22 protein-coding genes and 1 pseudogene are annotated in these 24,766 nt (G+C 69.3%); 11 read left to right on the forward strand and 12 right to left on the reverse strand.

Annotation, left to right across the window (positions count from 1 at the left end; all coding sequences use genetic code 11):
* Positions 1-62 precede the first annotated feature (62 nt).
* The 4 genes from AAHB17_RS22370 to AAHB17_RS22385 all read right to left on the reverse strand — a co-directional run bounded on the left by AAHB17_RS22370 (position 63) and on the right by AAHB17_RS22385 (position 2,919).
* Complete coding sequence (locus tag AAHB17_RS22370) at positions 63-1,067, reverse strand: serine/threonine protein kinase (RefSeq protein WP_342133236.1); 1,005 nt, start codon at positions 1,065-1,067, stop codon at positions 63-65.
* Positions 1,068-1,087: 20 nt separating this feature from the next.
* Positions 1,088-1,516, reverse strand: a complete 429-nt coding sequence (locus AAHB17_RS22375) for an organic hydroperoxide resistance protein (RefSeq protein WP_342133238.1) — start codon at positions 1,514-1,516, stop codon at positions 1,088-1,090.
* Positions 1,517-1,574: 58 nt separating this feature from the next.
* Positions 1,575-2,036, reverse strand: coding sequence for a MarR family winged helix-turn-helix transcriptional regulator (locus AAHB17_RS22380; RefSeq protein ID WP_342133239.1), 462 nt, complete (start codon positions 2,034-2,036; stop codon positions 1,575-1,577).
* A 79-nt stretch (positions 2,037-2,115) separates the two neighbouring features.
* On the reverse strand, positions 2,116-2,919 hold the full coding sequence (locus AAHB17_RS22385; protein ID WP_342133240.1) for a crotonase/enoyl-CoA hydratase family protein: 804 nt from the start codon (positions 2,917-2,919) through the stop codon (positions 2,116-2,118).
* 102 nt (positions 2,920-3,021) lie between these two features.
* Between AAHB17_RS22385 and AAHB17_RS22390 the strand changes: the two genes are divergently transcribed.
* The 3 genes from AAHB17_RS22390 (at position 3,022) to AAHB17_RS22400 (ending at position 6,292) form a co-directional block, all read left to right on the forward strand.
* Complete coding sequence (locus tag AAHB17_RS22390) at positions 3,022-3,870, forward strand: class I SAM-dependent methyltransferase (RefSeq protein WP_342133241.1); 849 nt, start codon at positions 3,022-3,024, stop codon at positions 3,868-3,870.
* Between the two features lie 94 nt (positions 3,871-3,964).
* Positions 3,965-5,158 (forward strand): cation:proton antiporter, encoded by a 1,194-nt coding sequence (locus AAHB17_RS22395; RefSeq protein WP_342133242.1) that lies wholly within the window; start codon positions 3,965-3,967, stop codon positions 5,156-5,158.
* A gap of 12 nt (positions 5,159-5,170) precedes the next feature.
* Positions 5,171-6,292 carry a YbdK family carboxylate-amine ligase gene (locus AAHB17_RS22400; protein WP_342133243.1) on the forward strand — a complete coding sequence of 374 codons (1,122 nt, stop codon included), beginning with the start codon at positions 5,171-5,173 and terminating at the stop codon, positions 6,290-6,292.
* Between the two features lie 97 nt (positions 6,293-6,389).
* On the opposite strand, the gene AAHB17_RS22405 is transcribed toward AAHB17_RS22400, so the two are convergent.
* Positions 6,390-7,997 (reverse strand): gamma-glutamyltransferase family protein, encoded by a 1,608-nt coding sequence (locus tag AAHB17_RS22405; protein ID WP_342133244.1) that lies wholly within the window; start codon positions 7,995-7,997, stop codon positions 6,390-6,392.
* A 1-nt stretch (position 7,998) separates the two neighbouring features.
* Entirely contained in the window at positions 7,999-8,946 is a 948-nt protein-coding gene (locus AAHB17_RS22410; protein WP_342133261.1) for a Bug family tripartite tricarboxylate transporter substrate binding protein, read from the reverse strand.
* 172 nt (positions 8,947-9,118) lie between these two features.
* Between AAHB17_RS22410 and AAHB17_RS22415 the strand changes: the two genes are divergently transcribed.
* Positions 9,119-10,027 carry a LysR family transcriptional regulator gene (locus tag AAHB17_RS22415; RefSeq protein ID WP_342133245.1) on the forward strand — a complete coding sequence of 303 codons (909 nt, stop codon included), beginning with the start codon at positions 9,119-9,121 and terminating at the stop codon, positions 10,025-10,027.
* An 11-nt stretch (positions 10,028-10,038) separates the two neighbouring features.
* Here the strand turns inward: AAHB17_RS22415 and AAHB17_RS22420 are convergent, their stop codons facing one another.
* Positions 10,039-10,857: an ABC transporter permease gene (locus AAHB17_RS22420; protein ID WP_342133246.1), complete on the reverse strand. Its 819-nt coding sequence runs from the start codon at positions 10,855-10,857 to the stop codon at positions 10,039-10,041.
* Between the two features lie 2 nt (positions 10,858-10,859).
* Complete coding sequence (locus tag AAHB17_RS22425; RefSeq protein WP_342133248.1) at positions 10,860-11,792, reverse strand: ATP-binding cassette domain-containing protein; 933 nt, start codon at positions 11,790-11,792, stop codon at positions 10,860-10,862.
* A 56-nt stretch (positions 11,793-11,848) separates the two neighbouring features.
* Between AAHB17_RS22425 and asd the strand changes: the two genes are divergently transcribed.
* Positions 11,849-12,697, forward strand: coding sequence for an archaetidylserine decarboxylase (asd, locus tag AAHB17_RS22430; RefSeq protein ID WP_342133249.1), 849 nt, complete (start codon positions 11,849-11,851; stop codon positions 12,695-12,697).
* 23 nt (positions 12,698-12,720) lie between these two features.
* Positions 12,721-13,923, forward strand: coding sequence for a formate-dependent phosphoribosylglycinamide formyltransferase (purT, locus tag AAHB17_RS22435; RefSeq protein WP_342133250.1), 1,203 nt, complete (start codon positions 12,721-12,723; stop codon positions 13,921-13,923).
* On the opposite strand, the gene AAHB17_RS22440 is transcribed toward purT, so the two are convergent.
* Both AAHB17_RS22440 and AAHB17_RS22445 read right to left on the reverse strand, forming a co-directional pair.
* Entirely contained in the window at positions 13,904-15,097 is a 1,194-nt protein-coding gene (locus tag AAHB17_RS22440) for a GGDEF domain-containing protein (protein ID WP_342133251.1), read from the reverse strand. The two genes, purT and AAHB17_RS22440, sit on opposite strands and share 20 nt — an antisense overlap.
* A gap of 4 nt (positions 15,098-15,101) precedes the next feature.
* Entirely contained in the window at positions 15,102-16,607 is a 1,506-nt protein-coding gene (locus AAHB17_RS22445) for an AMP nucleosidase (RefSeq protein WP_342133252.1), read from the reverse strand.
* 100 nt (positions 16,608-16,707) lie between these two features.
* Between AAHB17_RS22445 and AAHB17_RS22450 the strand changes: the two genes are divergently transcribed.
* From AAHB17_RS22450 to AAHB17_RS22460, 3 genes are all read left to right on the forward strand, one after another.
* Entirely contained in the window at positions 16,708-17,010 is a 303-nt protein-coding gene (locus AAHB17_RS22450; RefSeq protein ID WP_342133253.1) for an antibiotic biosynthesis monooxygenase family protein, read from the forward strand.
* 1 nt (position 17,011) lies between these two features.
* Positions 17,012-17,851, forward strand: coding sequence for a MipA/OmpV family protein (locus tag AAHB17_RS22455; protein WP_342133255.1), 840 nt, complete (start codon positions 17,012-17,014; stop codon positions 17,849-17,851).
* Positions 17,852-17,953: 102 nt separating this feature from the next.
* Entirely contained in the window at positions 17,954-18,538 is a 585-nt protein-coding gene (locus tag AAHB17_RS22460; RefSeq protein ID WP_342133256.1) for a hypothetical protein, read from the forward strand.
* Between the two features lie 139 nt (positions 18,539-18,677).
* Here the strand turns inward: AAHB17_RS22460 and uvrA are convergent, their stop codons facing one another.
* Together uvrA and norR are read right to left on the reverse strand one after the other, a co-directional pair.
* Complete coding sequence (gene uvrA / locus AAHB17_RS22465) at positions 18,678-21,599, reverse strand: excinuclease ABC subunit UvrA (RefSeq protein ID WP_446719642.1); 2,922 nt, start codon at positions 21,597-21,599, stop codon at positions 18,678-18,680.
* Between the two features lie 45 nt (positions 21,600-21,644).
* Positions 21,645-23,210, reverse strand: a complete 1,566-nt coding sequence (norR, locus tag AAHB17_RS22470) for a nitric oxide reductase transcriptional regulator NorR (RefSeq protein WP_446719643.1) — start codon at positions 23,208-23,210, stop codon at positions 21,645-21,647.
* Between the two features lie 159 nt (positions 23,211-23,369).
* Between norR and hmpA the strand changes: the two genes are divergently transcribed.
* Both hmpA and AAHB17_RS22480 read left to right on the forward strand, forming a co-directional pair.
* Positions 23,370-24,542: an NO-inducible flavohemoprotein gene (gene hmpA, locus AAHB17_RS22475; RefSeq protein WP_342133260.1), complete on the forward strand. Its 1,173-nt coding sequence runs from the start codon at positions 23,370-23,372 to the stop codon at positions 24,540-24,542.
* Positions 24,543-24,766, forward strand: a pseudogene (locus AAHB17_RS22480) (HPP family protein); the annotation flags it as partial.

Below are 24,766 nucleotides of genomic sequence, written 5' to 3' on the forward strand. Positions count from 1 at the left end.
GCGCCTGGCAGCCCATCCCGAAAAGGCGCTTGCGCGACCTCTCGTAGATCGTCAACACGTTCTCAGGCCACCAGCGGTGCGCTGGCCATGGCCTCGGCCTGCTGGGCCAGCCACAGGGCCTGTTCGTTCCAGTAGGCAGGCGTGCCGAACCACGGGAAATTGATCGGGAAGATCGGGTCGTCCCAGCGGCGCGCCAGCCAGGCGCTGTAGTGGATCAGGCGCAGGGTGCGCAGGGGTTCGATCAGGGCCAGCTCGCGGCGGTCGAAATCGCGGAACTCCTCGTAGCCGTCGACCAGGGCGCCGAGCTGGCGGGTCTGTTGCGCGCGGTCGCCACCCAGCAACATCCACAGGTCCTGCACGGCCGGGCCGCTGCGGGCGTCGTCCAGGTCCACGAAGTGGGGGCCGCCGCCGGGCAGATCGCTGGGGGTCCAGAGGATGTTGCCGGGGTGGCAGTCGCCGTGCAGGCGCAGGGTGGCGACGTCGCCGGCCCGGGCAAAGGCCTCGGCCACGCCGTCCAGCGCGCGGTCCAGCGTGTCGCGCCACAGGCGCTGGCTCTCAGTGGGCACGGCGTGGTGGCGCAGCAGCCAGTCGCGGGGTTCTTCGCCAAACTGGGCGATGTCCAGGGCCGGGCGCTGTAAAAACGGCTGGCGTGCGCCCACCACGTGCAGCCGCCCCAGAAAGCGGCCAATCCACTCCAGCACCTCCAGATCGTCCAGTTCGGGCCGGCGTCCGCCACGGCGCGGCGAGACCGAGAACATGAAGTCCTGGTGCCGGTGCAGGGTCTGCCCGGCCACCGACAGCGGCGCCACCACGGGCACCTCGGCAGCCACCAGTTCCTGCGCGAAGCCGTGCTCCTCCAGGATCTGCGCCTCGCTCCAGCGCTCGGGGCGGTAGAACTTGAGCACCACGGCGCTGCCGTCTTCGAGGTGGGCCTGGTAGACCCGGTTCTCGAAGGAATTGAGCGCGGTCAGGCGGCCATCGCCGTGGAGCCCGATGGCGCTGAGCGCATCGAGCACCACGTCGGGGGTCAGGGCATCAAAGGGGTGGCGGTTGCCGGTTGGGGTCATGCCCCGATTGTCGCGCCCGCTCAGGCCAGGGTGAGCGTGACCTCGATGTTGCCGCGGGTGGCGTTGGAGTAGGGGCAGACCTGGTGGGCCTTGTCGACCAGGGCCTGGGCCACGCCGCGCTCGATGCCCGGCAGGTGGATGTTCATCTGCACCTCGATGCCGAAACCCTGGGGGATCTGGCCGATGCCGACGGTGGCGTCGATGCTGGCATCGGCGGGCAGCGCGATCTTCTGCGTGCCGGCGACGAACTTCAGCGCGCCCAGGAAACACGCGCTGTAGCCGGCCGCGAACAGCTGCTCGGGGTTGACGCCGCCGCCGGCGCCGCCCATTTCCTTGGGAACGGACAGCTTGACGTCCAGCAGGCCGTCCGAGGAACGGGCGCTGCCGTCGCGGCCGCCGGTGGCGGAGGCGTGGGCGCGGTACACAACTTTTTCGATCTTGTTGGCCATGGTGATTTCCTGGTGAATGCCCGGTGGGCGTTGGTTGAAAAAAAGGGAAACAGAGGATTCAGCGGGTGTGGGCGACCACGCGGTCGCGCAGCTGGCGGATCTGCCGGTTCAGGGAGTGGAGGTCCTGCACGCTGCATTCGGACGCTTCCAGCACACAGGCCGGTACCGACCGGGCCTGCTGCTTGAGCTGCTGGCCGGCGGGCGTGAGCCACACCAGCACGCGCCGCTCGTCCTCGGCCGAGCGTTCGCGGCGCACCCAGCCGGACGCCTCCATGCGCTTGAGCAGCGGGGTCAGGGTGCCGGAATCGAGCTGCAAGCGCTCGCCCAGGAGCGACACCGTGGCGCCGTCGGACTCCCACAGGCACAGCAGCACCAGGTACTGCGGGTAGGTCAGGCCCAGTGGGGCCAACACCGGCTTGTAGAGCTTGGTCATGGCCAGCGACGCGGAATACAGCGCAAAACACAGCTGGTGGTCCAGCAGCAGGGCGGTGTCCGGAAGGGGGTGGGTTGCTCGGGGCATGGCTGAATTATTGCTGACAATTAAATTGTGAACAATCTAAATGAATCAAAACCTTGTGGGTGATGGGGGCTTTTGGCCGTCAGCGGCCGACGAATTGGGCGCTGCGTTTCTCGACAAAGGAGCGCAAGCCCTCGGCGGCGTCCTCGCTGCGCGACAGACGCTGCTGCACGGCCAGGAAGTCGGCGATGGCGGCCGGTGGTCCTTGTTCGATCGCCTTGAGCACGCTCTGGCGCGTGGCGGCCACGGCCAGGGGCGCCTGCGCGGCGATCTGGCGGGCCAGGTCGATGGCGATGTCTTTCTCGTGGCCGGCCGGCACCACCTTCTGCACGAAATTCAGGCGCAGCGCCTCGTGGGCATCGAACCCGTCGCCGGTCAGCAGGTGCAGCAAGGCGTTGCCCTGGCCGGCACGTTGTGCCATGCGCAGCGTGGCGCCGCCGGTGGCCATGATGCCGCGCCGGACCTCCAGCTGCGAGAAGCGGCAGTCGTCGGCCGCCACCACGATGTCGGCCGCCAGCATCAGCTCAATGCCCAGGGTGTAGGTGATGCCACACACGGCCACCACCATCGGTTTGCTGCGCCGCCGGTGGCCGGGCTGGCCCAGGTCGGTGGGGTCGACCAGGCCGTCGGGCACGGCGCGTTCGCCGCGTTGCATCAGCGGCGCGAAGCTGGGCAGGTCCAGGCCAGCGGTGAAATGGCCTCCCACGGCATAGAGCACGCCCACCCGCAGACCGGGTGCATCGTCCAGCCGGGTGTAGGCCTCGGCCAGCTGGCGGTACATGGCGGGTGTGAAGCCGTTGCGCTTGGCCGGCCGGTGGATGCCGATCAGCAGCAGCGGGCCATCGGTTTCAACAAGAATTTCGCCTTCGGGGGGCGCAGTGGACATGGGTGGCTCCAGGGAGGTGTCGTGGCCTGATGGCGCCGTTGTGCCACGCTTGTGTGCGGCCCACCATCACCTGCGGGACACCCGCTCGTTATCATCGAGTCCATGTCCAAGAAGCCCGCCGCCGACCTTTCGGCGCAACTGCCCGAGCTGTTGCCCGGCCAGTCCATCGAACTCCTCAAGGCCCTGCACATCCTCACCCGCGAGGGCAAGCTCAACCAGGACACCCGCCGCAAACTCAAGCAGGTGACACACCTGGTGCACTTCATCGAGCCGCTGATCGACGAGGTGCTGAAAGACCAGGGCGAGGTCAGCCTGGCCGACCACGGCGCCGGCAAGTCCTACCTGGGCTTCATGTTGCACGACCTGGTGCTGCGCCCGCGTGGCCAAGGCACGGTGTATGGCATCGAGACCCGCGCCGAGCTGGTCGACAAGTCGCGCGAGCTCGCGGCCCGGCTGGGTTTCGAGCGCATGCGCTTCCTGGCCACCACGGTACAGGAGGCGACGAGCGCGCCCGAGTTGCCGGCGCAAATCGACATCGTCACCGCCTTGCACGCCTGCGACACCGCCACCGACGACGCGATTGCCTTCGGCCTGGCCAAGGGCGCGCGTTTCATGGCGCTGGTGCCCTGCTGTCAGGCCGAGGTGGCCGGTGTGCTGCGCAAGCACAAGGCCTTGTCGCTGTCACGCAACCCGCTGGCCGAACTCTGGCGCCACCCGCTGCACACGCGCGAGTTCGGCAGCCAGATCACCAACGTGCTGCGCTGCCTGCAGCTGGAGGCGCATGGTTACCAGGTCACCGTGACCGAGCTGGTTGGCTGGGAGCACGCGATGAAGAACGAACTGATCCTGGCCCGTAGAATGGGCGGTCCCAAACGCAGCGCCCGCGAGCGTCTGCAGCAAGTCTTGCAGGACCTCAATCTGCAAGAACTCACGGACCGTTTCTCGGTCTGACCCCTTCGGGTCGTGCCTTCGGGTGCGGCCATTCCGGCCACGCCTCGGCACCGCCCGAGGCCATCGGCCCCATCGACAAGGAGTGCCTGGGCGCATGGTGACCGACCTGACTTTCCTGCTTCAATCCATCGCCTGGCCGCTGGTGCTGCTGCTGGCCTGGCTGCTGGCCGAACGTGCCCAGGCGTCGTGGCGCGTGCCACGCGTGACCAGCTATGTGGCCGTGGGCCTGGTGGGCGGCTTCATCAACCTGCCGGGCCTCACCGACGCGGTGCCGGGGCTGCCTTTCCTGGCCAACGTCGCCCTGTCGCTGGTCCTGTTCGAGCTGGGCTACCGCATCAACCTGCGCTGGTTCCGCCACAACCCCTGGGTGCTGCTGGTGGGCATCGGCGAGTCCCTCGTGACCTTTGCCACGGTCTACGTGCTCACCGGCTTCTTCGGCCTGGCCACCGACGTGCGCCTGGTGATCGCCTCGCTGGCGATCTCGGCCTCCCCGGCGGGCATCGTGCGGGTGGCCAACGAACTGCACAGCGCGGGCCAGGTGACCGAGCGGGTGTTGCACCTGTGCGCCATCAACTGCTTGATGGCGGTGCTGGCGCTCAAGCTGGTGGTCGGCTACTGGCACATCAGCACCACCGGTGACCTGGTGGCCGCGGCCTTCGGCAGCGTGCACGTGCTCGGCACCTCGGTGGCGGTGGGCACACTGCTGGGCGTGGCCGTGCCCTGGCTGTTGCGCGCCCGCATCACGTCGGCCAGCGGCGTGACCGTGGTGTTTGCCCTCGCGGTGCTGTTGCTCACCACCATGTCCTTTGGCCTGCAGCTGTCGCCCCTGCTGGCCGCGCTCACCTTCGGCATCGTGGCGCGCGAACGCCGCGTGCACCTGACCAATGCGCAGCGCGACTTTGGCACCGTGGGCGAGTTGCTGGGGCTGTTCCTGTTCGTCTACGTGGCTTCGTTGATCGAATGGTCCGACGTCTGGAGCAGCCTGGCGCTGGGCGCGGCCTTGCTGGTCGTGCGCACCGCCAGCAAGGTCTTGTGCAACCTCAGCGTGGCGCGCCTGAGCGGCATCACCGAGCGCAAGGGCCTGCTGACCGGCCTGGCCCTCACGCCCTTGTCCGCCTTTGCCATCCTGCTGCTGGAGCAGAGCCGCCTGATGGGCCTGGAGCCGGCGGTGCAGGCGCTCAAGGAACTGGCCGCGCTGGTGGTGGTGCTGGAGCTGCTTGGGCCGGTGATCACGCAGCGCGCCCTGCTGGCCGCGCGAGAGACCCACGTGACGCAAGAGTCGGCCTGAGGAGACAAGCACATGCCACTGGAAACCTTCAAGTCATCGGACTCGCTGACCATGGGTGTCGAGCTGGAAATGCAGCTCGTCAACACCTTCGACCTCGACCTCTCCAGCAGCGCCAACGACTTGCTGGAACTGCTGTCGCGCAAGCCATTCCCGGGTGTCGTCACGCCCGAGATGACGCAGAGCATGATCGAGATCGCGACCAGCATCCAGACCGAACACGGCCCGCTGCTGGGCCAGCTGCGCGACATCCGCAACACCCTGGTGGGCGCCTGCGACCGCCTCAACATCGAGCTGGCCGGGGGCGGTACCCATCCCTTCCAGCGCTGGTTCGAGCAGCGCATCTTCTCCAAGCCACGGTTCCAGGAACTGTCCTCGCTCTACGGCTACCTGGCCAAGCAGTTCACCGTGTTCGGGCAGCACGTGCACATCGGCTGTGCCTCGGCCGACGAAGCGCTGTTCCTGCTGCATTCGCTCAACCGCTACGTGCCGCACTTCATCGCCCTGTCGGCCTCGTCGCCCTATTTCCAGGGCGTCGACACCCTGTTCGATTCGGCCCGGCTCAACTCGGTGTTCGCCTTCCCCCTGAGCGGCCGGGCGCCCTTCACCCTGAGCTGGGACGAGTTCTCCAGCGTCTACTTCACCAAGATGGAATCCACCGGCGTGGTCAAGTCCATGAAGGACTTCTACTGGGACATCCGGCCCAAGCCCGAGTACGGCACCATCGAGCTGCGGGTGTGCGACACGCCGCTGACGGTGGAGCGCGCCGCCGGCCTGGCCTGCTACCTGCAGGCGCTGTGCCGCCACCTGCTGGAGCGCACCGAGGTGCCGCCCGAGGAGGACGACTACCTGGTCTACACCTACAACCGCTTCCAGGCCTGCCGCTTCGGGCTGGACGGCATGATGGTCAACCCCAAGACGCGCGAGCAGATCTCGATCCGCGAGGACATCCTGGCCACGTTGCGCCGCATCGAGCCCCACTTCGCGGCGCTGCGTTCGGGCGCCGCGCACGACGAGATCGAGCGCACGGCGGCCCGCGAGGGCAACCACGCCAGCTTCCTGCGCCGCCAGTTCGCCCAGAGCGGCACGGTGCAGGGCGTCGTGCGCGCCAGCGTCGATTCAATGCGGGGTGGGTGAAAGGGGCCGGCCGGGGATGCCGCCGATCTGGCTCTGCCAGTCGGCTGGCATCGCCCCCTGGGGGGTGACGCCGAAGGCGGCGCGGGGGGGGGAGGGGTCAGAACGCCACGGCCTGCCCATCCTTGCGTGGGTCGGACCCGGCGAAGTACACATCGCCCTGGCGCAGCACCAGCTGGGCGCCGCCAAAGGCGAAGACGCCGTTGCCCGATTCGACACTGACCTCGTGGCCACGCGCCCGCAGCTCGTGCACCACCGCCGCATCGAAGCCGGGTTCCACCGCCACGCCCTTGCCACCGGTCACGCGCCAGCGTGGCGCGTCGGCGGCGGCCTGCGGGTTCTGGCCGTAGCGCAGCACACGCAGCGCCATCTGCAGGTGGCCTTGCGACTGCATGGGGCCACCCATCACGCCAAAGGCCATCTGTGGTGTGCCGTCGGCGTGCATCGCAAAGGCCGGGATGATGGTGTGCGAGGGGCGCTTGCGCGGCGCCACCTCGTTGGCGTGCCCAGGGATCAGGTTGAAGCCGTTGCCGCGGTTCTGCAGGCTGATGCCGGTGCCCGGCACCACCACCCCCGAACCGAAGCCCATGTAGTTGGACTGGATGAACGAAATCATCATGCCCGAGGCATCGGCCGCCGCCAGGTAGACCGTGCCGCCGGGGCGCGGGGCGCCGTGACCGGGGTCTTGTGCGTGGCGGGCATCGATCAGCGCCGCCCGGGATGTCAGGTAGTCGGCATCCAGGAGTTCGGCCGGTGCCACCCCCATGGCGTCGATGTCGGCGTTGTACTGGTGCAGGTCGGCCAGGGCCAGCTTCATGGCCTCGATGCAGGCATGTACGGTGTCGACGTGGTCCACCGGCTGGGCACCAATGCCGTGGGCCTGCAGCATGCCCAGGGCCATCAGGGCGGCGATGCCCTGGCCGTTGGGCGGAATCTCATGGATCACCGAATCGCCAAAACGCTGGCTCACCGTGCCCACCCAGTCGGCCTGGTGGGCGGCCAGGTCGGCCTCGGTCATGGCGCCGCCGTGGGCCTGGCTGTGGGCCGCCATGGCACGCGCCAGTTCACCGCGGTAGAAGGCCTCGCCCTCGGTCTGGGCGATCAGCTCCAGCGTGCGCGCGTGCGCTTCGCTGCGGAAGACCTCGCCGGCCTGGGGCGCCCGCCCACCGGGCATGAAGCAGTCGGCGAAGCCGGGCTGTGCGCCCAGCTTGGCGGCCCCCAGCGCCCACAGGCGCGCGATGGTGGGCGAGACCGGGAAGCCCTGGCGGGCGCAGTCGATGGCGGGCTGGGCCAACTGGGCGAAGGGCAGCTTGCCGAAACGCCGGGACAAGGCCACCCAGGCGGACACCGCGCCGGGCACGGTGACGGCGTTCCAGCCGGTTTCGGGGATGCCGCCGCGCTGGGCGAAATAGTCCGGTGTCCAGGCCGCTGGCGAGCGGCCCGAGGCGTTGAGGCCATGCAGTGCCTGGCCGTCCCACAGGATGGCGAAGCCGTCGCTGCCCAGGCCGCAGCCGGTGGGCTCGACCACGGTCAGCGTCATGGCGGCGGCGATGGCCGCGTCCACCGCGTTGCCGCCGGCCAGCAGCATGCGCAGGCCGGCCTGCGCCGCCAGCGGTTGCGAGGTGGAAACGACGTTGCGGCCCATCACCGCGCTGCGGTGGGAGGCATAGGGCAGGGTCCAGTCCATGGCGTTGGCGTGGGGGCTCATGTCATTCCACCTTGATGTTGCGCTGGCGGATCACGGCGGCCCAGCGGGCGCTGTCGGCCTTGACCATGGCCGCGAACTTGGCCGGCGTGCCGGGCTCGGCCGGGTCCACGCCCAGCTTGGCCAGGCTGGCCTTGACCTCGGGCGACAACACGGCCTTGGTGAAGGCCTGGTGCACGCGGTCCACCAGGGCCGGTGGCGCGCCGGCGGGCAGGTAGACGCCGAACCATGTGACGGAGGCAAAGCCCGGCAGGCCCGATTCGGCCAGGGTGGGCAGCTCTGGCGCCAGCGCGCTGCGTTTTTCGCTGGTCACGCCCAGCGCACGCACCTTGCCACCGGCCACGTGGGGCATGCCGGTGGGCAGCGAGTCGAACAGCACGTGCACCTGACCGGCGACCAGGTCGGGGATGGCCAGGGCCGTGCCCTTGTAGGGCACGTGGGTCATCTCCACCCCGGCCTGTGCGCTGAAGGCGGCCGAGTTGAGGTGGACGATGGTGCCGTTGCCGCTGGTGGCGTAGTTGAGCTTGCCCGGGTTGGCGCGGGCGTAGGCGATCAGATCGGCCACCGTTTTCACCGGCAGCGAGGGCGTGACCAGCAGCACGCTGGGCGCGTCGGCCACATGGGCCACGGGGGTGAAGTCCTTGGCCGCGTCGTAGCTCAGGCGCGGCATCAGGTGGGGCGAAATGGCGTGTGTGCTGCTGGTGGTGAACAGCACGGTGTACCCATCGGGCGCGGCCTTGGCGGCCTCGGCCGAGCCGATGGTGCCGCCGGCGCCGGGTTTGTTGTCCACCACCAGCTGCTGGCCCAGGTCCTGGGCCACGCGCTGGGTGACCACGCGCGCGATGAGGTCGGTGGCACCGCTGGCCGGAAAGGGCACGACCACCCGCACCGGCCGCTCGGGCCACGTGGCCTGCGCCAGCGCCGCCGTGCCCACCACCAGGGCGCAGGCCATGCCCACGCCGCCACGAACCCAAGACTTCAGACCCATGCCATGCTCCACGAAAAAAGTTGATTGGCTCGCCGCATCTTAGGAAGGTGGCGCGCTGGACACCAACACCGTTTTGGCAAACGCATTTGCCAAAATGGCAAACCTGTGATTCATTCGCATCAAAAAGGGCAAATCCATGCGCACCCATTGCCTGCAGGACACGGCCCTGCGCTATTTTTTGGCGGTGGCCGACACCGGGTCGCTGACCGAGGCCTCGGCGCGGCAACACGTGGCCGCATCGGCCTTGAGCCGGCAGATCGCCGCGCTGGAGGCGCAGTTGGGCGTGGCGCTGTTCGAACGCCACCCACGTGGCATGGGCCTGACCGCCGCCGGTGAGGTGTTGCGCGCTCACGCGCGCCGCGCCGAACTGGACGCCCAGCGCACGCTGGAAGACATCGGCGCGCTGCAGGGCTTGCGCGCGGGACAGGTGCGGCTGGCCACCTCGGACGCCTTTGCCAACGAACTGGTGCCGCGCCTGTGCGTGGACTTCCAGCGCCAGCACCAGGGTGTGTGGTTCAACGTCACCGTGTTGCCCACCGCCCAGGTGCCCGAGGCGGTGCGCCAGGGCGCCGCCGACATCGGCCTGTGCTTCAGCCGCGCGCCGCAGAAGGACATCGCGGTGTTGTACCGCCAAGCCGCGCCGGTGCTGGCCTTGTTGCCGCCGGGGCACGCGTTGGCCACGCGGCCCAGTGTCACCCTGGCCGAACTGGGGCGCTATCCGCTGGCCCTGCCGCCTGCGGAAACCGCCATCCGCCAGATGATGGACATCGTCTGCAGTCGTCAGGGCCTGCAGCTCGCGCCGGTGCTGGTGAGCAACCACGCCCGCACCGTGATTCAGTTTGTGCTGCGCGGCGGTGGCTTATCGGTGTCCAGTGAGGTGGCTTCGCGTCACCTGGTGGCCGAGGGCACCATCGTGGCCCGCCCCATCAGCGATCCCGGCATGGACCTGCGCGACATCGAGGTGCAAACCCTGGCCGGGCGCAGCCTGCCCGTGGCGGTGGAGGCCTTTCTGGCCTTGCTGCGGGAGCGCCTGCCCGCGCCCTGAATGGGCGGTGCTTACCGGGCGAAGCGCTTGCGCGTGAGCGCCAATGCGATCCAGAAGCTGGCCACGGTGTAGGCCAGCAACACCAGGGCGTGCTGGGCCGCGTGTTCGGGCCAACGGTCCATGAACAGGGGCCGCACCAGCTCCACCGCGTTGGTCAGTGGCAGCCAGGCCGAGACTTCGCGCACCAGGCCGGGCAGTTGCTCGCGCGGGAAGAACACGCCGCTCAGGAACATCATGGGCGTGAGGAACAGCGTGAAGTAGTAGGTGAAGAAGTCGTAGCCCTTGGCCAGCGCGTTGAAGATCAGCGCGATGCAGCTGAAGGTGATGCCCACGCCCAGCAGGATGGGCCAGGCCAGCAGCAGTTTGGGGCTGTGGCTGATGCCCAGGGCCAGCATCACGCCCAGGATGGCGGTGACGGTGAACAGCGCCTTGAAGGCCGCCCACAGCATCTCGGCCAGCAGCACGTCGTCCAGCCCGACCGGCGCGTTCATGATGCCGTCCCAGGTCTTTTGCACGTGCATGCGCGAGAAGGCCGAGTACAGCGCCTCGAAGGTGGCCGCGTTCATGGCGCTCATGCAGATGCTGCCGCTGGCCAGGAACAGGATGTAGGGCACCGCCATGCTGCCTTGTGGCGTGGCCAGGTTGACCTGGCCCACCAGCGCGCCCATGCCGTAGCCGAAGGCGACCAGCCACATCAGCGGCTCGGCGATGTTGCCCACCAGGCTGGGGATGGCCAGCTTGCGCCAGACCAGCAGGTTGCGCAGGAACACCGGCCACCAGCGCATGGAGAGGGTGGGGGGGCGCCAGAAAGAACGTGCGTGGTTGTTCATGGTCAGCCCTCTTCCCTTATTTGTCGACCTGTGAGTTTGAGAAAAAGGTCTTCGAGGTTGGCCGGCCGGTGCAGCGTGCGCAGGCCTGGGTGTTCGTTCAGGGCGTTGAGCAGCTGCTTGGCATCGGCGGTGTAGAAGAACACCGTCTCGCCGCTGACCTCGACCCGCGCCGCCAGCGTGCGCAGCGCCGCGTGTTCGGCCGCTTCGGCCAGTGCCAGGGCACCCACGCCATAGACCTCCACCACGTCGGGTTCGAGGTACTGGGCGATGAGTTCGCGCGGTCGGCCCTCGGCGATCTTGCGGCCGTGGTCGATCACCAGCAACCGGGTGCACAGGCGTTCGGCCTCGTCCATGAAGTGGGTGGTCAGCAGGATGCTCTTGCCCTGCTGCAGCAGCATCTGCAGCCGCTCCCACATCAGGTGGCGGGCCTGGGGGTCCAGTCCGGTGGTGGGCTCGTCGAGCAGCAACAGCTGCGGGTCGTTGACCAGGGCACGGGCCAGCGAGAGGCGTCGCTTCATGCCGCCCGAGAGTTCGCCGGGTTTGGCGTCGGCCTTGTGGGTCAGGGCGGCGAACTCCAGCAGCTTGGGGATGCGGGCGCGGATGTCGGCGTCGCGCAGGCCGAAGTAGCGGCCGTAGACCAGCAGGTTCTCGGCGCAGCTGAAGTCCGGGTCCAGGGTGTCGAACTGGCTGACCACGCCCAGGCGCGCCTTGATGGCCAGCGCGTCCTGCGGCATGTCCATGCCCATCACCTGCACGCTGCCGCCGTCGGGCACGGTCTGGCCCAGGGCCATGCGGATGGTGGTGGTCTTGCCGGCGCCGTTGGGGCCGATCACGCCCAGGCACTCGCCGGGCGCGATGTCGAAGGACAGGTCCTGGACCACGGTGTTGTCGCCGTAGCGTTTGGTCAAGTGCTGAATATGCAAAAGCGGGGTCATGCCTGGATTGTGGCACTCACTAAAATCGCCCGTTGCCCCCAACCGAGGAGTCCCCTTTGTCCGACCGCCAGGCCGTGTGGCCCCAATACCTGTTGCCCAAGGGCGCCCTCACGCGGTTCGCCGGCTGGGTGGCGGGCGGCCGCTGGGGTGGCATCACCCACGCCATCGTCCGGCGCTTCGTGCGCAAGTACCAGGTCAACATGGCCGAGGCGGCGCAGCCGGACATCACGGCCTACGCCAGCTTCAACGAATTCTTCACCCGGGCCCTCCGTCCCGGTGCGCGCCCCTTGGCCGAGTCCGACTACGTTTGTCCGGTGGACGGCGCCATCAGCCAGCTGGGGGCCATCGAGGGCGACCGCATCTTCCAGGCCAAGGGCCACCACTACAGCACCCGCGCCCTGGTGGGAGGCGACGCCGAGATGGCCGCGCGCTACGAAGGCGGCCACTTCGCCACCATTTACCTCAGCCCGCGCGACTACCACCGCATCCACATGCCCTGCGACGGCCGCCTGCGCCGCATGGTCCACGTGCCGGGCGAGCTGTTCTCGGTCAACCCGGCCACCGCGCGCGGCGTGCCCGGCCTGTTCGCCCGCAACGAGCGCGTGGTCTGCGAGTTCGACACCCCGCGCGGCCCTATGGTGCTGGTCCTGGTGGGCGCCACCATCGTCGGCAGCATGGCCACCGTGTGGCACGGCGTGGTCAACCCGCCGCGCCCCGGCACGGTGCGTACCTGGCGCTACGACGACACGCCCGTGACCGTGCGCAAGGGCGACGAGATGGGCCGCTTCCTGCTCGGTTCCACCGTGGTGCTGCTGTTCCCGCGCGGCACCGTGGCCTTCAACCCGCAGTGGGCCGCCGAACGCCCGGTGCGTCTGGGCGAAGCCATGGCCCAGGGCCAGTCCTGATTCTTTTTTTCGCGAGATTCCCCATGACCACCCTCGGTACCCCCCTGTCTCCTTCGGCCACCAAGGTCATGCTGCTCGGCTCCGGCGAGCTGGGCAAGGAGGTGCTGATCGCCCTGCAGCGCCTGGGCGTGGAGACCATCGCGGTCGACCGCTACGACAACGCACCCGGCCAGCAGGTGGCACACCACGCGCGCACCATCACCATGAGCGACCCGGCCCAGCTCAAGGCCCTGGTCGAGGCCGAGCGCCCGCACCTGGTGGTGCCCGAGATCGAGGCCATCGCCACGCCCATGCTCGAAGAACTCGAAGCGGCTGGCACCGTGCGCGTGATCCCCACCGCGCGTGCCGCCCGCCTGACCATGGACCGCGAGGGCATACGCGTGCTGGCCGCCGAAACCCTGGGCTTGCCCACCAGCCCCTACAAGTTTTGCGATTCGCTGGCCGAGCTGCAAGTCGCCATTGATGGCGGCATCGGCTACCCCTGCATCGTCAAGCCGGTCATGAGTTCCAGCGGCAAGGGCCAGAGCAAGATCGATGGCCCCGCCGATGTGCGAAAGGCTTGGGATTACGCCATGGCTGGCGGCCGTGTCAGCCACGGCCGCGTCATCGTCGAAGGTTTCATTGATTTTGACTACGAGATCACCCAGCTGACCGTGCGCGCTGTCGGCGCCGATGGCCAGATCGAGACCCATTTCTGCGAGCCCATCGGCCACGTGCAGGTCGGTGGCGACTACGTGGAGAGCTGGCAGCCCATGGCCATGGCGCCGGCGGCCATCGCCAAGTCGCGCCAGATCGCCCAGGCCGTGACCGATAACCTGGGCGGCCAGGGGCTGTTTGGTGTCGAGCTGTTCGTCAAGGGCGAGCAGGTGTGGTTCAGCGAAGTGAGCCCGCGTCCCCACGACACCGGCCTGGTGACCCTGTGCACCCAGCACCAGAGCGAGTTCGAGCTGCACGCCCGCGCCATCCTGGGCCTGCCGGTGGACACCACGCTGCGCAACCCCGGTGCCAGCGCCGTGATCTACGGCGGCATGGACGCCACCGGCATCGCGTTTGACGGCGTGGACGACGCACTGCGTGTGCCCGGCACCGACCTGCGCCTGTTCGGCAAGCCCGAAAGCTTCACCAAACGCCGCATGGGTGTGGCACTCGCCCGCTCGGCCGACACGGACACCGCACGCGCCAATGCCAAGCTGGCGGCGGGCAAGGTCAGGCCGCGGGCGGCGTGAGCGGGGTGGCGTCCGAGGTCACATCCGCCAGCACCAGCCGAGCCCGCCCCGCCGCCTTGGCGGCGTACATGGCCTGATCGGCGCGCGCCAGCAGCGCCCTGAGCCGGGTGTCCCCGGGCTCGATGCTGGCGGCGCCGGCAGAGAAGGGCAGGCCAAAACCCAGCGAGGGCAGGGCATCGGGCACGAGGCGTTCGCGCAGGCGGCGGTCCAGCGCCGCCACGGACGCCAGCGGCGTGTTGCTCAGCAAGAGGGCGAATTCCTCACCCCCCAGGCGGCCCGCCAGATCGTCCGTGCGCACGGATGCGCGCAAGGCCTGCCCGAACAGGCGCAGCGCGCGGTCGCCCACTTCGTGGCCATGGCGGTCGTTGATGGTCTTGAAATGGTCGAGGTCGAGCAGCACCACGGTCAGAGGCACCTGGTGGCGGCGGGCATGCGCGAAGGCGGCGTCGGCCTGCTCGTGCCAGGCCCGGTGATTGAGGACGCCGGTCAGCCCGTCGGTGCGGGCCAGGGTGCGCAACTGCGCCTCGGCCTCGTCGCGCCAGGCCACCAGCACCGAGATCGTGGTTAGCACCAGCGCCACGTTGGCCGCGATCTGGGCGCCGATGTTGATGGGGTGGGGCGCCTGGAAGTGGGGGTACAGCTCGGGGAAAAACGCCCCCAGCACGCCACGCGCCAGGGTGAACAGGGCGACCAGCAGGTGGCAGGCCCCGAGCAGCCAGCGCCAGTGGCGTTGGGCCGGCCGCACCGGGTGCAGGGCCGCGTGCGCGACCACCAGCAGCTGCGCCGCGAGCAGGAAGTTGGCCCAGCCCACGCGTTGGCTGTAGTGGGGGAAGAGCAGCGCGTAGCCCAGCGGCATCAGCACCACCAGGGCCTGCAGCAGGCGTTTGCCGGGCCGTGGGCCCAGCCATTCGGCCAGCGCCAGGAACAACAGGTAGGGCGCCAGCGAGGCCAGCACCATGGTGGCGGTCGACAGCGCCCAGTCCATCCAGTGGCCGACCCAGAAGCTGGAGGCGATGATGGTCAGCCAGCCGCCGGCCTGGCTCAACAGGCTCAGCTGGGACAGGCGCGCCGCCCGGCTGATCCGCCGCCCCATCAGCAGCGGCAGCGTGATCGACACGGTCAGCAGGTTGAGGGCCGTCAGCACCAGGACGGTGAAGACGCTGATCTCGGGCATGTGTTTACTGGAATGCCACCTCGGCAAAGCTGCGCAGCTTGCGGCTGTGCAGGGCGTCCACGCCACCCGCTCGCAGGCGCTCCACCGCGCGGATGCCGATGCGCAGGTGCTGGTCAACCCGCTCGCGGTAGAAGTGGTTGGCCATGCCGGGCAGCTTGATCTCGCCGTGCAGCGGTTTGTCGCTCACGCACAGCAGGGTGCCGTAGGGCACGCGGAAGCGGAAGCCATTGGCGGCGATGGTGGCGCTTTCCATGTCCAGCGCCACCGCGCGCGATTGCGAGAAGCGGCGTTGTGGCGTGTTGTCGGGCAGCAGCTCCCAGTTGCGGTTGTCGGTGCTGGCCACGGTGCCGGTGCGCATGATGCGCTTGAGCTCGGCGCTCTGCAGGCCGGTGACGTCGGCCACCGCGCCTTCGAGCGCGAGCTGGATCTCGGCCAGCGCGGGGATGGGCACCCACAGCGGCAGTTCCTCGTCGAGCACGTGGTCCTCGCGCACGTAGGCGTGGGCCAGCACGTAGTCGCCCAGCTGCTGGCTGTTGCGCAGGCCGGCGCAGTGGCCCAGCATCAGCCAGGCGTGCGGGCGCAGCACGGCGATGTGGTCGGTGATGGTCTTGGCGTTGCTGGGGCCGACGCCAATGTTGACCATGGTGATGCCGCTGCGGTCGGCGCGCAGCAGGTGGTAGCCCGGCATTTGCGGCAGGCGTGGCGGGGCCTTGCCCAGCGTGTCGCCGGCTTGCGCGGGCAGGCCGGCGCGGCGCGTGACCACGTTGCCCGGCTCGACGAAGGCGATGTAGTCGCTGTCGGGGCGCGCCATCTCCGCGTGGCCGAGCTTGATGAACTCGTCGATGTAGAACTGGTAGTTGGTGAACAGCACGAAGTTCTGGAAGTGCTCGGGCGCGGTACCGCTGTAGTGGCGCAGGCGCTGCAGCGAGTAGTCCACGCGTGGCGCCGTGAACAAGGCCAGCGGCTCGGGCTGGCCCGCGCTGGGCATGTAGGTGCCGTTGGCGATGCCGTCGTCCATCACGGTGAGGTCGGGCAGGTCGAAGACCTCGCGCATGAGCGCGCGGCGCTGCTGCGACATCTCGCCTTCGACGTGGTCGTGTTCGGCGAAGGAGAAATGCACCGGGATGGGCTGGTTGCCCACGCCCACCTGCAGCTCGCCGCCGTGGTTCTGCAGCAGCAGGCGGAACTGCTCCAGGTAGTAGTCGCTGTAGAGGTCGGGTCGCGTGAGGGTGGTCTCGAAGGCGCCGGCGCCGCTGACAAAACCGTAGGACAGGTGTTTGTCGGCGCCGTCCTGGCGCAGCGCGGTGTGCGTCTGCAGGCGCACGAAGGGGTAGCAGGCGCGCGCGCGCTGGCCCTCGGGCCACTGTCCGGTCACGAAGGCGGCCAGCGAGGTGCGCAGATGGGCAATGGCCTGGTCGTACAGACGCTGCACCTGGGCGAGGGCGGCGGCCGGGTCCGAGTAGGACACGGGAGCGACAAATGGGGGGGTGGCGATGGGCGCGTGGGACATGGGCGTATTGTGCGTGAGTGGCATGCGTGCCACCATGCACACAGCGTGCCTGGGGCCGTTACCATCAGAGCCAATCACCTCTTCGACCACCGACATCCCCATGATTCTCGAACTTGCCGACATCCGCATCCAGCCCGGCCAGCAGGCCGCCTTCGAGGAGGCGATCCAGCGTGGCGTGGCCACCGTGATCGCCCACGCCAAGGGTTTTTCGGGCTTCAAGGTCAACCACAGCCTGGAGTCGCCCGAGCGCTACGTGCTGATGATCTGCTGGGCCACCCTGGAGAACCACACGGTGGACTTCCGCCAATCCGACGCCTTCACCCAGTGGCGTGCCATCGTCGGTCCCTTCTTTGCCGGCCCGCCGACGGTGGAGCACTTCGAGCTGGTCGCCAAGTCGTCCTGACATGAAGCACGCCCGCGCCTGGTGCCTCCTGCCCTGCCTGTTGCTGTGGGCCGGGCAGGCGGGGGCGGTGCGGGTCGAGTCCACGGACGACCCGGAGCCCGGGGACCCTGGGGCGGGCGACTACCTGCTGGGCGCGATGCTCAGCACCTCGGGCAACCACGTGGGCGAGGCCTCGCAGGGCTTCAGCCTGCGGCCGCTGTGGTCGCTGCAATGGCGCAACTGGCGCATCACCACCACCCGCGCCAGCGCGCTGTGGCGGCTGGGGCGCGACGGCATCGACCCCGGCGTCAGCACGGTGCTGCTGGACCAGGACCGCTTCCGCCTGAGCGCGTCGCTGCAGCTCGACGACGGCCGCCAGTCAGGGGACGACCCCTACCTGGCGGGTTTGCCCGATGTGCGGCGCACCCTGCGCGGGCGGGTGACGGCGCGCTACACCCTGAGCCCGAGCTGGTCGGCCGCGCTGGCCCTGGGCAGCGACCTGCGCAACCGCGACGGGTCCGCCACGCTCACGCCCTCGGTGAAATACCGCCGGGCCACGTCGTCCGGCACCTTGTGGGAGCTGTCCCTGGCCGCCTCGCTGGGCAACCGCGACCACCTGCAGACCTTCTACGGCATTTCGTCCACCGCCGCTGCGGCGGCGGGCCGCGCGCCCTACCAACCCGGCGCCGGGCTGTACGGGTGGCAACTGGGGCTGGACGTGAGCCACCCGGTCAGCGCCCGCTGGGTGGTGTTTGGCGGGGTGGGCCTGTCCAGCCTGGTGGGCGATGCGCGGCGCAGCCCGCTGGTGTCGCGTGGCACCACCTGGGGGGCCAGCGTGGGCCTGGCCTACCGCTGCTGCTGACCGTTTGCGTTTGCTTGCATCCGCTTACACCGTTCACCGCCGCGCCAAGGGCGCCACCTTGCCAATCGCTACCATGTGGCTCTGTCCTGTTGGGAGAACACCATGAAGTTGAACTTGCGATCTGTTTCCGGCATTGCCGCGCTGGCCTTGCTGTCGTCGGCCCTGGTGGGCGCGCTGCCCGCCCTGGCGGAGAAACCGGATTGGGCCGGGCAGGGCAAGGGCCATGGCAAGTCGGACAAGCACCAGAACGAGCGCCACGGCGGACGCGACCGCGACGACAACGACGACCGCCGGGGTGGCGACCGTGACCGCAACGTCTACCGCAGCGATGGGCCGTCGGTGGCCATCAGCGGTGGCTCGGGCAACGTGCAGATCGGCATGTATTTCGGCGCCCCGCAGCGCCAGGTGCTGCACGACTACTACGCGCCCCAGTTCCGCGCCGGCAAATGCCCGCCCGGGCTGGCCAAGAAGGGCAATGGCTGCATGCCGCCGGGCCAGGCCAAGAAGTGGCGCGTGGGCCAGCCGCTGCCGCGCGACGTGGTCTATTACCCCGTGCCCAACGAGATCTCGGTGCGCATCGGCCTGCCGCCCGCCGGCTACAAGTACGTGCGCGTGGCCGCCGACATCCTGATGATCGCGGTGGGCACCGGCATGGTCATCGACGCCGTCGACGACCTGATGCGCTGAAACTGACTCCCCCCGCGCCGCCTGCGGCGTCACCCCGCCAGGGGGCGATGCCGGCCGACCGGCAGGGCCGGATCGGCGGCATCCCCGGCTGGATCATTTCACGCGCTGCGTCTCTGGCTCCGAGGTGGGGTTCTGCCGGTCAAGGCAGGAGGCGCTTGAGGTAGCGGCCGGTGTGGCTGGCCGGGTTGGCGGCCAGCTGCTCGGGTGTGCCGCAGCCCACCACGGTGCCACCGCCGTCGCCGCCCTCAGGCCCCATGTCGATCAACCAGTCGGCAGTCTTGATGACGTCGAGGTTGTGTTCGATCACCACGATGGTGTTGCCGGCGTCGCGCAGCTGGTGCAGCACCTTGAGCAGCAGCTCGATGTCGGCGAAGTGCAGGCCGGTGGTGGGCTCGTCCAGGATGTAGAGTGTGCGGCCGGTGTCGCGTTTGCTCAGTTCCTGGGCCAGTTTCACGCGCTGCGCCTCGCCGCCCGACAAGGTGGTGGCGCTCTGTCCCAGGCGGATGTAGGACAGGCCCACGTCCAGCAGGGTCTGCAGCTTGCGCGCCAGCGTGGGCACGGCGCTGAAGAAGTCGAAGGCCTGCTCCACAGTCAGTTCCAGGATCTGGGCGATGTTCCTGCCCTTGTAGAGCACCTCCAGCGTCTCGCGGTTGTAGCGCTGGCCATGGCAGACCTCGCAGGGCACGTAGACATCGGGCAGGAAGTGCATTTCCACCTTGACCACGCCATCGCCCTGGCAGGCCTCGCAGCGGCCACCCGAGACGTTGAAGCTGAAGCGGCCCGGGCCATAGCCGCGCTCACGTGCCGTGGGCACCTCGGCCATCAGCTCGCGGATGCCGGTGAACAGGCCGGTGTAGGTGGCGGGGTTGCTGCGTGGCGTGCGGCCGATGGGGCTCTGGTCGACGTTGATGACCTTGTCGAAGTGCTGCAGGCCGTCGATCTCGTCGTGGGGTGCGGGTTCGTCGTGGGCGCGATACAGGTGGCGCGCCACCGCCTTGTGCAGGGTGTCGTTGACCAGGGTGGACTTGCCCGAGCCCGAGACGCCGGTGACACAGGTCAGCAGGCCGACCGGGAAACGCGCGCTCACGCCCTTGAGACTGTGGCCCCGGGCATTCACCACGCTCAGCCAGTCGTCCCGGGCCACGTGGCGCGTGGCCGGCACGGCAATGCGGCGTGCGCCCGACAGGTACTGCCCGGTCAGCGATTCGGGCGAGGCGATGACCTGGGCGAAACTGCCTTCGGCCATCACGCGCCCGCCGTGCACGCCGGCGCCCGGGCCCATGTCGATCACGTGGTCGGCGGCGCGGATCATGTCCTCGTCGTGTTCCACCACCAGCACGCTGTTGCCGATGTCGCGCAGGTGCTGCAGGGTGCCGATCAGGCGGTCGTTGTCGCGCTGGTGCAGGCCGATGCTGGGCTCGTCCAGCACGTACATCACGCCGGTCAGGCCGCTGCCGATCTGGCTGGCCAGGCGGATGCGCTGGGCCTCGCCGCCCGACAGCGTGTCGGCGCTGCGCTCCAGGCTCAGGTAGTTCAGGCCGACGTCGTTGAGGAATTTCAGGCGCAGGCCGATCTCGCGCACCACCTTGTCGGCGATGTCGGCCTTGCTGCCGCTGAGGCTGAGGGTGTTGAAGTAGGCCAGCGCCTCGCCCAGCGTCTCCCGGCCGATGGCGTAGATGGGGCGGCGCTGCGCGCCGTCGCCCACGAACACGTGGCGGGCTTCGCGGCGCAGCCGGGTGCCGTTGCATTCGGGACAGTGCTGGGTGCTGCGGTAGCGGCCCAGTTCCTCGCGCACGGTGCTGGAGTCGGTCTCGCGCCAGCGGCGCTCGAAGTTGCGCACGATGCCTTCGAAGGGGTGCTTCTTGCTGACCTTCTTGCCGGCCGAGGCACCGGACTCCATGGCGTAGCTGAACTTGATGGTTTCCTCGCCCGAACCGTAGAGCACCGCCTGGCGCACGGCTGACGGCAGTTGCTCGAAAGGCGTGTCGGGGTCGAAGCCGTAGTGCGCGCCCAGGCTTTCGATCATGGCGAAGTAGTAGGCGTTGCGGCGGTCCCAGCCCTTGATGGCGCCGCTGGCCAGGCTCAGGGACGGGAAGGCCACCACCCGCTCGGCGTCGAACACCTCGGTGTGGCCCAGGCCGTCGCAGGACGGGCAGGCGCCCTGCGGCGAGTTGAAGGAGAACAGGCGCGGCTCCAGCTCGCTCAGCGCGTAGTTGCACAGGGGGCACGAAAAGCGGGCGCTGAACAGGTGCTCCTTGCCCGTGTCCATTTCCATCGCGATGGCCTTGCCGTCGGCCAGGCGCAGCGCCGCCTCGAAGCTCTCGGCCAGGCGCTGCTGCATGTCGGGGCGCACCTTGAGGCGGTCGATCACGACGTCGATGTCGTGTTTCTCGGTTTTCTTGAGCGCGGGCAGGTCCTCGAACGAGACCGTCTCGCCATTGAGCCGGAAACGCACGTAGCCCTGGGCCTGCAGGTCGGCAAAGACCTCGGTGAACTCGCCCTTGCGTTCGCGTGCGATGGGCGCCAGCACCATGAGCCTGGTGTCCTCGGGCAGGGCCAGCGCGGCATCCACCATCTGGCTCACGGTCTGGGCCTGCAGCGGCAGGTCGTGGGTGGGGCAGTAGGGCGTGCCGGCGCGGGCGAACAGCAGGCGCAGGTAGTCGTGGATCTCGGTCACCGTGCCCACGGTGGAACGCGGGTTGTGGCTGGTGGCCTTCTGCTCGATGGAAATGGCCGGCGACAGGCCTTCGATCAGATCGACATCGGGCTTGTCCATCAGCTGCAGGAACTGGCGCGCGTAGGCCGACAGGCTCTCCACGTAGCGCCGCTGGCCTTCGGCGTACAGCGTGTCGAAGGCCAGGCTGGACTTGCCGGAGCCCGACAGCCCGGTGATCACGACCAGGCGGTTGCGCGGGATGTCGAGGTCGATGTTCTTGAGGTTGTGGGTGCGCGCGCCACGCACGCTGATGTGGGTCTGCGCCAGGGCCTGGCGCAGGTAACTGCCCTCCTCGGTGGATCGGTGGGCGGCGTCGGGGGCGGTGGTGTGGAGCGGGGCGTTCACGGGGGCGGGCGCGTTCAGGGCAACCCGCCATGATAGTGCGCGGGGCTAAGACGCGCTGTGCAGGCCCAGCCGCCGGGCCAGGCGGATCAGGTTGGCCCGGTCCATCTGCAGCTCGCGGGCGGCCCGTGCCCAGTTGTGGGCGTGGCGCGCCAGGGCCTCCTGCACCAGCTGGCGTTCGGTCGCCTCCACCACCTGGCGCAGGCTGCGCCCGGCCTGGGCCGTGGGGGGCAGGGGCGGCGCGACGTCGGGTTCGGTTGCTGGCGCGGGGCTCTCGCGCAGGCCCAGGTCGGCCGCGGTCAGGCTGAGGATGCGCGGGCGCGGCTGGTGCCGCCCCAGGGCCTTGAGCACGCTGCGCCCGATCAGGTGTTCCAGCTCGCGCACGTTGCCCGGCCAGTCGTAGGCCAGCAGCGCGGCCTGGGCGTCGTGGTCGAGCCGCAGGCTGCCCAGGCCCAGGCGGGAGCGGTTTTCCTCCAGGAAGAAGCCGCAGAGCAGCAGCACGTCGCGGCCCCGCTCGCGCAGCGCCGGCACCGGCAGCGGGTAGACGCTGAGGCGGTGGTAGATGTCGGCCCGCAGGCGCCCGGCGCGCACCTCGGCGGCCAGGTCGCGGTTGGTGGCCACGATCAGGCGCACGTCCACGTGGTGTTCGCGGTCCGAGCCCAGGCGCTGCAGCTGCCCGCTCTGCAGCACGCGCAGCAGCTTGGCCTGCACGGCCAGCGGCAGCTCGCCCACTTCGTCCAGGAACAGGGTGCCTCCGTCGGCCAGCTCGAACTTGCCCTGGCGGTCGCTCACCGCGCCGGTGAAGGCGCCGCGCACGTGGCCGAACAGCTCGCTTTCCACCAGGGTGTCGGGCAGGGCGGCGCAGTTGAGGCTGACCAGCGGGCGCTCGGCCCGGTCCGAGCGCGCGTGCAGGGCCTGGGCCACCAGCTCCTTGCCGACGCCGGTTTCGCCCGTGACCAGCACCGTGAGCTCGCTCGGACCGACCAGTTCGATCTCCTTGAGCAGTTGCTTGAGCGCCGGGCTTTGGCCCAGCAGGGCCCGGCCAGGCTGGCCGGCCGCGCGCTTGTAGGACTCGGCGCGCCGGTGCTCGCTCTGGGCCAGCTGCGCCAGCCGGTTGATGCGCATGGCCGCGCCCACCGTGGCCGAGGCCAGGCTGCCAAAGGCCTGCAGGATGTCCAGGTGAGCGTCGGTGAAGCTGCCCGGGCGCAGCGAGTCCAGCGTGAGCAGCCCCCAGGCCCGACCTTCCACCTGCAGCACGCAGCCCATGCAGTCGTGCACCTCCAGGTGCCCGTGCAGGCCCTCGATCAGGCCGTCGTAGGGGTCGGGCAAGGCGCTGTCCGGCGCGAAGCGCCGGGGCTGGCCCGCATCGAACAAGGCCTGGAAGCGCGGGTGGTCGGCCAGTCGGAAACGCCGCCCCAGGGTGTCGCGGCTCAGGCCGTCGGTGGCCAGCGGCAGCAGGCTGTCGCCCTCGAGCCGCAGCAGGGCCGCCGCGTCACACGGAAACAGGGTGCGCAAGGTGTGCAGCAGGCGGCGGTAGCGCTCGGCCTCGGCGATGTCCTGCGGCAGGTCGGCCACCAGGGGCACCAAGGTGCGCAGCCATTCGGATGTTGTCAGTTCCACATGAATTCGAGTCTGAATGACTCGAGAGAGAAATGTGTCAAAAGGACATTATCGTGCGCAAGTGCTTGATCCACAAGGGCGGGTCGCCTGGCACGCCGGTTGCGAAGTAGGGGTGGCCCAGCTTGTTTCACCTTCCACCAAGGACCGTTCCCCGTGCTCACCGATTCCCAACGCGCCATCGTCAAGTCCACCGTGCCGCTGCTCGAAACCGGCGGCGAGGCCCTGACCACACACTTCTACCGCATCATGCTGGGCGAATACCCCCAGGTGCGCCCGCTGTTCAACCAGGCCCACCAGGCCAGCGGCGACCAGCCACGCGCCCTGGCCAACAGCGTGCTGATGTACGCCAAGCACATCGACCGCCTGGAGGCCCTGGGCGATCTGCCGGCGCAGATCATCAACAAGCACGTGTCGCTGCAGGTCCTGCCCGAGCACTACCCCATCGTGGGCGCCTGCCTGCTGCGGGCCATCCGCGAGGTGCTGGGCGCCGACATCGCCACCGACGAGGTCATCGCCGCCTGGGGCGTGGCCTACCAGCAGCTGGCCGACATCCTGATCGGCGCCGAAGAGCAGGCCTACCGCGCCAACGCCGAGCTGCCCGGCGGCTGGCGTGGTGCGCGCGCCTTCCGCGTGGCACGCAAGGTGGCCGAGAGCAGCGAGATCACCTCCTTTTACCTGCGCCCGGTCGACGGCCAGGCGGTCATCGCCCACCAGCCCGGCCAGTACATCGGCCTGCGCCTCAACCTGGACGGGCAGGAGCAGCGCCGCAACTACTCGCTGTCGGCGGCGCCCAACGGGCAGGAGCTGCGCATCAGCGTCAAGCGCGAAGCCGACGGCCTGGTGTCGCGCCACCTGCACGACCAGGTGCGGGAAGGCGACACGCTGGAGATTTTCCCGCCGGCCGGCGCGTTCACCCTGGTGCCCAGCGACAAGCCGCTGGTGCTCATCAGCGGCGGCGTGGGCATCACGCCCACCCTGGCCATGCTCAGCGAGGCGCTGCAAAGCGGGCGCACGGTCCACTTCATCCACTGCGCGCGCAACCGCGCCGTGCACGCCTTCCGCGACGCGATCGACGCGCTGGCCGCGCGCCACCCGCAGCTGCAGCGCTTCTACTGCTACGACCAGGCCGGCGAGGGCGCCGATGCCGTGGGCCTGCTGGACCAGGCGCGCCTGGCCCAGTGGCTGCCCGCCACGCGCGATGTGGACGCCTATTTCCTCGGCCCCAAGCCCTTCATGGCCCTGGTCCGGCGCAGTCTGCTGGCCCTGGGCGTGCCCGAGTCGCAGACCCGTTGCGAGTTCTTCGGCCCTGCGGCCGCGCTGAACTGAGTGCGCGTCCAAGCGCATCCGCTGCGCCTCTGGCTGCGGGCCTTCTGGCTCGCGCCGCTGGCGGCCGGCCGGCGTGAGCTGTGGCTGGGCTGCGCGGGCGTTGGCCTGGGCCTGCTGTGCACCGAGTGGCTGGGCCGCCATGGGCTGGGTGGCAGCCACCTGTGGTTCGTCGCGCCCCTGGGCGCGTCGGGCGGGGTGGTGTTGCTGTTTCCCGCCACCCCCCA

It is taken from the genome of Hydrogenophaga sp. OTU3427, from assembly GCF_038440225.1.
Taxonomy (GTDB): domain Bacteria; phylum Pseudomonadota; class Gammaproteobacteria; order Burkholderiales; family Burkholderiaceae_C; genus Hydrogenophaga.

Excerpts from the sequence above, each read along its gene's own strand:
- AAHB17_RS22370 (WP_342133236.1), bottom strand. The coding sequence starts at position 1,067 with ATGACCCCAACCGGCAACCGCCACCCCTTTGATGCCCTGACCCCCGAC.
- AAHB17_RS22375 (WP_342133238.1), bottom strand. The coding sequence starts at position 1,516 with ATGGCCAACAAGATCGAAAAAGTTGTGTACCGCGCCCACGCCTCCGCC.
- AAHB17_RS22380 (WP_342133239.1), bottom strand. The coding sequence starts at position 2,036 with ATGCCCCGAGCAACCCACCCCCTTCCGGACACCGCCCTGCTGCTGGAC.
- AAHB17_RS22385 (WP_342133240.1), bottom strand. The coding sequence starts at position 2,919 with ATGTCCACTGCGCCCCCCGAAGGCGAAATTCTTGTTGAAACCGATGGC.
- AAHB17_RS22390 (WP_342133241.1), top strand. The coding sequence starts at position 3,022 with ATGTCCAAGAAGCCCGCCGCCGACCTTTCGGCGCAACTGCCCGAGCTG.
- AAHB17_RS22395 (WP_342133242.1), top strand. The coding sequence starts at position 3,965 with ATGGTGACCGACCTGACTTTCCTGCTTCAATCCATCGCCTGGCCGCTG.
- AAHB17_RS22400 (WP_342133243.1), top strand. The coding sequence starts at position 5,171 with ATGCCACTGGAAACCTTCAAGTCATCGGACTCGCTGACCATGGGTGTC.
- AAHB17_RS22405 (WP_342133244.1), bottom strand. The coding sequence starts at position 7,997 with ATGAGCCCCCACGCCAACGCCATGGACTGGACCCTGCCCTATGCCTCC.
- AAHB17_RS22410 (WP_342133261.1), bottom strand. The coding sequence starts at position 8,946 with ATGGCCTGCGCCCTGGTGGTGGGCACGGCGGCGCTGGCGCAGGCCACG.
- AAHB17_RS22415 (WP_342133245.1), top strand. The coding sequence starts at position 9,119 with ATGCGCACCCATTGCCTGCAGGACACGGCCCTGCGCTATTTTTTGGCG.
- AAHB17_RS22420 (WP_342133246.1), bottom strand. The coding sequence starts at position 10,857 with ATGAACAACCACGCACGTTCTTTCTGGCGCCCCCCCACCCTCTCCATG.
- AAHB17_RS22425 (WP_342133248.1), bottom strand. The coding sequence starts at position 11,792 with ATGACCCCGCTTTTGCATATTCAGCACTTGACCAAACGCTACGGCGAC.
- purT (WP_342133250.1), top strand. The coding sequence starts at position 12,721 with ATGACCACCCTCGGTACCCCCCTGTCTCCTTCGGCCACCAAGGTCATG.
- AAHB17_RS22440 (WP_342133251.1), bottom strand. The coding sequence starts at position 15,097 with ATGCCCGAGATCAGCGTCTTCACCGTCCTGGTGCTGACGGCCCTCAAC.
- AAHB17_RS22445 (WP_342133252.1), bottom strand. The coding sequence starts at position 16,607 with ATGTCCCACGCGCCCATCGCCACCCCCCCATTTGTCGCTCCCGTGTCC.
- AAHB17_RS22450 (WP_342133253.1), top strand. The coding sequence starts at position 16,708 with ATGATTCTCGAACTTGCCGACATCCGCATCCAGCCCGGCCAGCAGGCC.
- AAHB17_RS22455 (WP_342133255.1), top strand. The coding sequence starts at position 17,012 with ATGAAGCACGCCCGCGCCTGGTGCCTCCTGCCCTGCCTGTTGCTGTGG.
- AAHB17_RS22460 (WP_342133256.1), top strand. The coding sequence starts at position 17,954 with ATGAAGTTGAACTTGCGATCTGTTTCCGGCATTGCCGCGCTGGCCTTG.